Raw genomic sequence first — 6712 nt, 5'->3', positions numbered from 1 at the left:
CTGGGGGGCCCCCCACACCCCGGGGCCTACCCCGCCGGGGCCGGGCCCGCCGCGGGGCCCCCCCCCCCCGTTCTGTCTCGCCACAATTCTCCTTCGGCACCGTCTGGTGCCGCCTGGGGATCAGCCCTTGTTGCGGGGCGGAGCCTCGCCGAGCTCGCTGGAGGTCACGACCATGCCACCCTGGACGGCCGGGTCGCCCTGGCCCTCCGTCGCGGTCACCAGCTCGAGCGGGCCGGTGACGCGTCCCGCAGCCTTGACGTCCTCGACCGCCGTCTCGACGGCGGCCAGCGACGCGGCCGGCACGGCCAGCGACGCGGCCACGATCGGCGTGCGCATGGATGCCTTGGCCTCGGACTTCACCTTGCGCAGCGCCGCGAGGGCGTGCCCTGCGGCGGCGAGGTCGGCCGGGTCGGCGTCGCCGCCTGCCGCACGCAGCGGCTCGGCCACGGGCCACGGGGCGCGGTGCACCGAACCCTCGCGCCACCAGGACCAGACCTCCTCCGTGGCGAACGGGAGGTAGGGCGCCAGCAGACGCAGCATGGTGTCGAGCGCGATCGCCAGCGCCGTGCGGGCCGACGTCGTCTCCGCGGAGACGTCCGCCGCGTCCGCGCCCGCGCCGTACGCGCGGTCCTTGACGAGCTCGAGGTAGTCGTCGCAGAACGTCCAGAAGAACGTCTCCGTGAGCTCCAGCGCCCGGGTGTGGTCGTAGGTCTCGAGCGCGGCCGTGGCCTGCTCGACCACGCCGGCCAGACCCGCGAGCATCGAGCGGTCCAGGGAGACCGTGACCGCTGCCGGGTCGAGCGTGATCTCGCTGCCCGCGCCGCCGCCGAACGACAGCGCGAACTTCGAGGCGTTGAGGACCTTGATCGCCAGGCGGCGGCCGATCTTCATCTGGCCGATCTCGAACGCCGCGTCGGTGCCCAGGCGCGCCGAGGCCGCCCAGTACCGCACCGCGTCGGAGCCGTGCTCCACGAGCAGGTCCATGGGCGTGACCACGTTGCCCTTGGACTTCGACATCTTCTTGCGGTCCGGGTCGAGGATCCAACCGCTGATGGTCGCGTTCTTCCAGGGCAGCACCTTGTTCTCCAGGTGCGAGCGCACCACGGTGGAGAACAGCCAGGTGCGGATGATGTCCTGCCCCTGCGGGCGCAGGTCCATCGGGTAGACGCGCTCGAAGAGGTCGTTGTCGCGCTCCCAGCCTGACACGATCTGCGGCGTCAGGGAGGACGTGGCCCAGGTGTCCATGACGTCGGCGTCGCCGACGAAGCCCCCGGCCTGGCCGCGCTGCTCCTCGGTGTACCCGGCAGGCGCCTGCGACGTCGGGTCGACCGGGAGGGTCTCCTCGGCGGGCACGATCGGGTGGTCGTAGTCGACCTCACCGTTCGCGGTCACCGGGTACCACAGCGGGATCGCGACGCCGAAGAACCGCTGGCGGCTGACCAGCCAGTCGCCGTTGAGGCCGTTGACCCAGTTCTCGTACCGCACCCGCATGAAGTCGGGGTGGAAGTCGAGCTCCTTGCCACGGCCCAGCAGCTCCTCGCGGAGCGCCTCGTCGCGGCCGCCGTTGCGGATGTACCACTGGCGCGAGGTCACGATCTCGAGGGGCTTGTCGCCCTTCTCGAAGAAGTTGGCCTTGCGCTGCGTGGCGACCGGCTCCGTCGGCATGTCGCCCGAGGCGGCAAGGGCCTCGACGATCGCCTTGCGGGCGCTGAACGTGGTCTTGCCGGCCACCTCGGTCTCGAAGAGCTCGACGCCGGGACCCTCGGGGAGCCACTCCGGCACCTCGCGCGTGATGCGGCCGTCGCGGTTGATGATCGACCGCGTCGGGAGCTGCAGCTCGCGCCACCACTGGACGTCGGTCAGGTCGCCGAAGGTGCAGCACATCGCGATGCCGGCGCCCTTGTCGGGCTCGGCCAGGTGGTGTGCGAGCACCGGGACCTCGACGCCGAACAGCGGTGAGGTCACCGTGGTGCCGAACAGGTGCTGGTAGCGCTCGTCGTCCGGGTGGGCGATGAGGGCGACGGCCGCGGGGATGAGCTCCGGCCGCGTGGTCTCGATGTAGACGGGCTCGCCGTCGGCCTTGTGGAACGCGACCTTGTGGAAGTGGCCCGGGTAGTCGCGTGCCTCCAGCTCGGCCTGCGCCACCGCGGTCTGGAACGTGACGTCCCACAGGCCGGGGGCCTCGGCCTGGTAGGCCTCGCCGCGCTGGAGGTTGCGCACGAACGCCCGCTGCGCGGTGGCACGGGAGGAGTCACCGATGGTCTGGTACGTCTGGGCCCAGTCCACCGAGATGCCGAGGCGCCGCCACAGCTCCTCGAACTGCTTCTCGTCCTCGGCCGTCAGGCGCTCGCACAGCTCGACGAAGTTGCGCCGGCTCACCGGCACCTGGTCCGCGGCCTTGACGTTCTTGTCCGTGCCCTCGAACGGCGGCGTGAAGTCCGGGTCGTACGGCAGCGACAGGTCCACGCGCACGCCGTAGTAGTTCTGCACGCGGCGCTCGGTCGGCAGGCCGTTGTCGTCCCAGCCCATGGGGTAGAAGACCTCGAGCCCGCGCATGCGCTTGTAGCGCGCCACGATGTCGGTGTGCGTGTAGCTGAACACGTGTCCCACGTGCAGGGAGCCGGACGCCGTGGGCGGCGGGGTGTCGATCGAGTAGATCTCGTCGCGGGTCCTGGTGCGGTCGAACGCGAAGGTGCGCTCGGCGCTCCACCGCTCGTCGAACTTCGTCTCCAGGCCGTCCGTGCTGACCTTGTCCGGTACCGCCTTGACCACCGCGCGTACGACGTCGCTGCCCGGTACCGCGGTGGCGGCGTGGGTCGGTGTCGTGTCAGGTGCGGGTGTGGTCGCAGCCGGGTCCGTCGGCCCGGAGGAGGCGGGAATGCTCATGCGCACCAGTGTCCCAGATCCGAGCAAGCCGAGCGGCACGTCGTCCACAGGTCAGGCGGGGGCAGACGAGGGCTCGCGCAGGCCTCCTCGACCGGGCTCGGGCGCTCGCTCAGCCGGCCAGGTGCGACCACCGCGGGGCCAGGTCGGCCCAGGGCCCGACGGCGACCATCCGGCCGCCGTCGACCACCACGACCCGGTCGGCCGCGGCGAGGGTCGCCGCGCGTGATGTCGTGCCCAGCACCGTGGCGCCGGCCCGGCGCAGGCCCGCCCACACCTCGGCCTCGGTGACGGCGTCGAGGGCCGAGGAGACGTCGTCCACGAGCAGCAGGTCGGAGCCGGTGGCCAGCGCCCGCGCGAGGCCGAGGCGCTGGACCTGACCGCCCGAGAGCCGCAGGCCGCGGTGCCCCACGACGGTCCCGGTGCCGCCCGCCTCGGCGACGTCCCGGTCGAGTCCCGCCGACCGGAGCGGGCCGTCGAGGGGCCGGTCGTGGTCGAGCCGCACGTTGTCCGCCAGCGTGCCGGAGACGACGTGCGGCACCTGCGCGACGTGCGCCACTCGCGGCGGGCGCAGGAACGTCTCCGGGTCGTCCACGACGGTGCCGTTCCAGGTCACCCGTCCGTCGACGTCGACCAGACCGGACAGCGCCCCCAGCAGCGACGACTTGCCCGCGCCGACGCGTCCGACCACCAGCACCAGCTCGCCGCGGCGCACGGTCAGGTCCACGCCGCGCACGCCCACCGTGCCGTCGTCGTGGACGGCGCTCACGTCGTGGAGGCGCAGCTCGTGCAGGGGAGCGGCGCGGTCCGGCACGGGGGCGGGGTGCGTGCCGCCCGGCACGACGGTGCCGGTGAACAGGTCGACGTCGCCGGGTACGTCCGCGAGGCGTGCCGTGCCGGCGTACCGGGCCGTGACGTCCACCCAGCGGCGTGCGGCCGCACCGCTCGTGACGAGCTGACCCAGCCCGTACCCGATCCAGCTGAACGTTCCGATCGACGTGCTGACCAGGAGCGTCGTGGCCAGGGACCACGTACCGCCCAGGTGCAGCGTCCACGCCAGGACGGTGGCGGCCCGGCTCAGCACGGACGGGGCCAGCCCGACGAGGAATCCGGTGCGTTCCTCGCGCAGCGACGACTCCACGCGCCGGCCGTCCACGCGGGCCACCTGACCGAGCACGCCGTCCGTGGCCGCCGTGAGCTTGACGGTGCGCACGGCCTCCAGGGCCGATCCCAGCAGCCGGCCGAGCTCGGCGGCCGCGTCGCCCGCCTGCCGGGCCGCGGCCGCGACGTAGCGGCTGCCCAGGACCTGGGTGGCGAACATCACCGCCGCCATCGCCAGCCCGATCGCCCCGGCCAGCAGGCTGTCGCTGAGCATGACGAGCAGGGCCAGCGTGAACGGCGCCGTGAGCAGCTCCCGCCAGGCCTGGGTGTGTCCCGTCAGGCGGTACTCCTCCTGGGCGCGCGCGGCGATCTCGCCGGGAGCGTCGCGGACGGTGCGCCGCTGGGCCGTCTGCCCCCGCAACAGGGACAGCCGCAGCCTCAGCCGCGAGTCGGCCCACCACCGGGCGCTCGTCAGCCGGACGGTCCAGGGCAGCAGGGTGTTGGCCAGGACCGCCGCGAGGACGGCGCACGCCAGCAGCCAGGGCGCGGAGCCCTGCTCGAGGTCGACCACGAGGGCCGCCCACAGCCACCCGACGACCAGGCCGGTCGAGGTGAGGTAGTCCGTCAGCTCCCACACCACGGCAGGGAGCAGCAGGCCGGCCGGCCGCGCGCGCAACGTGCTCCACACGGCGCGGCCCAGCGGACGGCGGGGGAGGTGCGACCGCTCCCGGGGCGTGCGGGACGGTGCACGGTCGGCGGCCGCTGGCGCCGCTCCCTCCGGCGGCATGTCCTGCACCGAGCGGAGGGGCGTGGCGGGTGCCGGAACCGTGCCCCTCGCCGCCGTGTTCGCCGTTGTGTCGTCCGTCGCCGTGTCGTCCGCTGCTCCGCCCCCGCCGGTCCCCGCCGCTGTCAGCAACCGTGCGAAGGCGCCGCCGGAGGCCGCCAGCGTGTCCCAGGGTCCGTGCTCCACGATCCGGCCGGCGTCGAGCACCGCCACGGCGTCGGCGTGCCGTGCGGTGGCCAGCCGGTGCGCCACGACGATCGCCGTGCGCCCGGACAGGAGCGCCCGTGACGCCAGGGTGACCCGTTCCGCCGTCGCCGGGTCCATGCGTGCGGTGGCCTCGTCGAGCACGACCACCTCGACGTCGCGCACCAGGAGCCGGGCGAAGGCGACGAGCTGTTCCTCGCCGGCGGACAGGCTGACGCCGTCCGGCCCCAGGCGGGTGTCGAGGCCGTCGGGGAGCGACGCCACCCATGAGGTCAGGCCGAGCGCCTGCATCGCCCGCTCGACCCGTTCCGGCGGGACGGGCCCCCAGAGCGTGATGTTGTCGGAGAGCGTCGCGGCCAGTATCTCGGTGCGCTGCCCGACGACCCCCACACGGGTACGCAGCTCGCCCAGGTCCAGGCCCGTGACGTCCTGGCCGTGCAGCAGCACTGTCCCGCCGGGCGGCTCGACAGCGCGGCTCAGCGTCTTGGTCAGCGTGGTCTTGCCCGCACCCGTGCGGCCGACCAGGGCGCAGGTGGTACCTGCCGGGACGGTCAGGTTCAACGGACCGAGCGTGAAGCCCTCGCCGTATGCGAAGGTCAGGTCGCGCAGCTCCACGTCGACCCCGCCCTCCCGGACGGGGAACCCCGCACCACCCGAGGGCTCCTGCGGTACGGCCAGGAGGTCGCGGACCCGCTGGAAGGTGCCGATCGCCTCCTCGACGCGCGGCAGGAGCCGGCCCAGGACGTCCACCCGGCCCACGAACCCCGTGACCAGCAGCCACAGCGTGACCAGGCGGGCGATGTCGAGCGCACCCCCGGAGACCGCCCACACCCCGCCCACGAGCACCGCTCCGACCAGGGCGTCGAGCGGCAGCTCCGTGCGCAGCCGCACCCGGGAGAACGTGACCGACCACTCCTCCCGCAACCTGATCTGGCGGGCGGCCAGCTCGGCGTACCGGCGCAGCACGTACCGCTGGCCGTGGGCCGTGCGCAGGTCGTCCCGCGCGGCCACCGCCTCCTCGAACTGCGCCATGTGGTCGGAGCCGGCCTCCGAGCTGCGGCGGCTCAGCTCTCGCAGAGGCCGTGCCGAACGCCGGGCGAGCAGCAGCACCAGTGCCGCGACCAGGGGGAAGGCGATCCACGCCGGCCACCAGACGAGGCCCGCGGTGACCCAGCCGACCACGAGGCTGATGCCTGCCTGGCCGAGCGTGATGCCGATCCCGCTGATCGCCCGCGTCAGCCGCTCGGGATCGCCGTTGACCCGGTCCAGGAGCTCGCCCACCGCCTGCTCCTCCAGCGCGGGCAGGGGCTGTCCCAGGGCAGCCGCGGCGAGGTCGGTGCGCAGCGTGGCCTCGGCGCGGGCCGCGGCCCGCTGCACCACCAGCCACGTCACCGCGTCCAGCACGACGACGGCCGCGCTGACCACCGCGAGGACGATCAGGGTGTCCCGTGCCGGGTCCGCCGCCATGCGCCCCGTGACCACCGCCGCGTACGCCGAGGCCCCGGCCGCCAGCAGTGCGGCCGGGACCGCGACGGCGGCGACCCGCAGCGCACGCCGGCGCCACGGTGCGTGGCGCCGGCCGCGAGGCAGGCGGGTTCGGCGGCTCGGACGAGCCGGGAGGCGGGGCATGGCACGACCTTGCCACCCGCCACTGACATTCACCCCGGCCGCGCCCATGAGGAGTCCCCGTGCACAGCGAGCCCGCCGTGTGCGCCGGTCCGCCCCGCGGCGATCGACCAG

2 protein-coding genes are annotated in these 6712 nt (G+C 74.1%); both read right to left on the bottom strand.

The window, feature by feature from the left end; all coding sequences use genetic code 11:
- Positions 1-120 precede the first annotated feature (120 nt).
- Complete coding sequence (gene valS / locus ACIBBF_RS18830; RefSeq protein ID WP_397416250.1) at positions 121-2886, bottom strand: valine--tRNA ligase; 2766 nt, start codon at positions 2884-2886, stop codon at positions 121-123.
- A gap of 109 nt (positions 2887-2995) precedes the next feature.
- Positions 2996-6601: an ATP-binding cassette domain-containing protein gene (locus ACIBBF_RS18825; protein WP_397416248.1), complete on the bottom strand. Its 3606-nt coding sequence runs from the start codon at positions 6599-6601 to the stop codon at positions 2996-2998.
- Between the last annotated feature and the right edge of the window lie 111 nt (positions 6602-6712).

The organism is Promicromonospora sp. NPDC050880, assembly GCF_044456525.1.
GTDB lineage: Bacteria > Actinomycetota > Actinomycetes > Actinomycetales > Cellulomonadaceae > Promicromonospora.
The sequence above is the reverse complement of the archived record's forward strand: the minus strand, read 5'-3'. Positions and strand labels throughout refer to the sequence as shown.

Coding starts and splice junctions, on each gene's coding strand:
- valS (WP_397416250.1), bottom strand. CDS start 2,886: ATGAGCATTCCCGCCTCCTCCGGGCCGACGGACCCGGCTGCGACCACA.
- ACIBBF_RS18825 (WP_397416248.1), bottom strand. CDS start 6,601: ATGCCCCGCCTCCCGGCTCGTCCGAGCCGCCGAACCCGCCTGCCTCGC.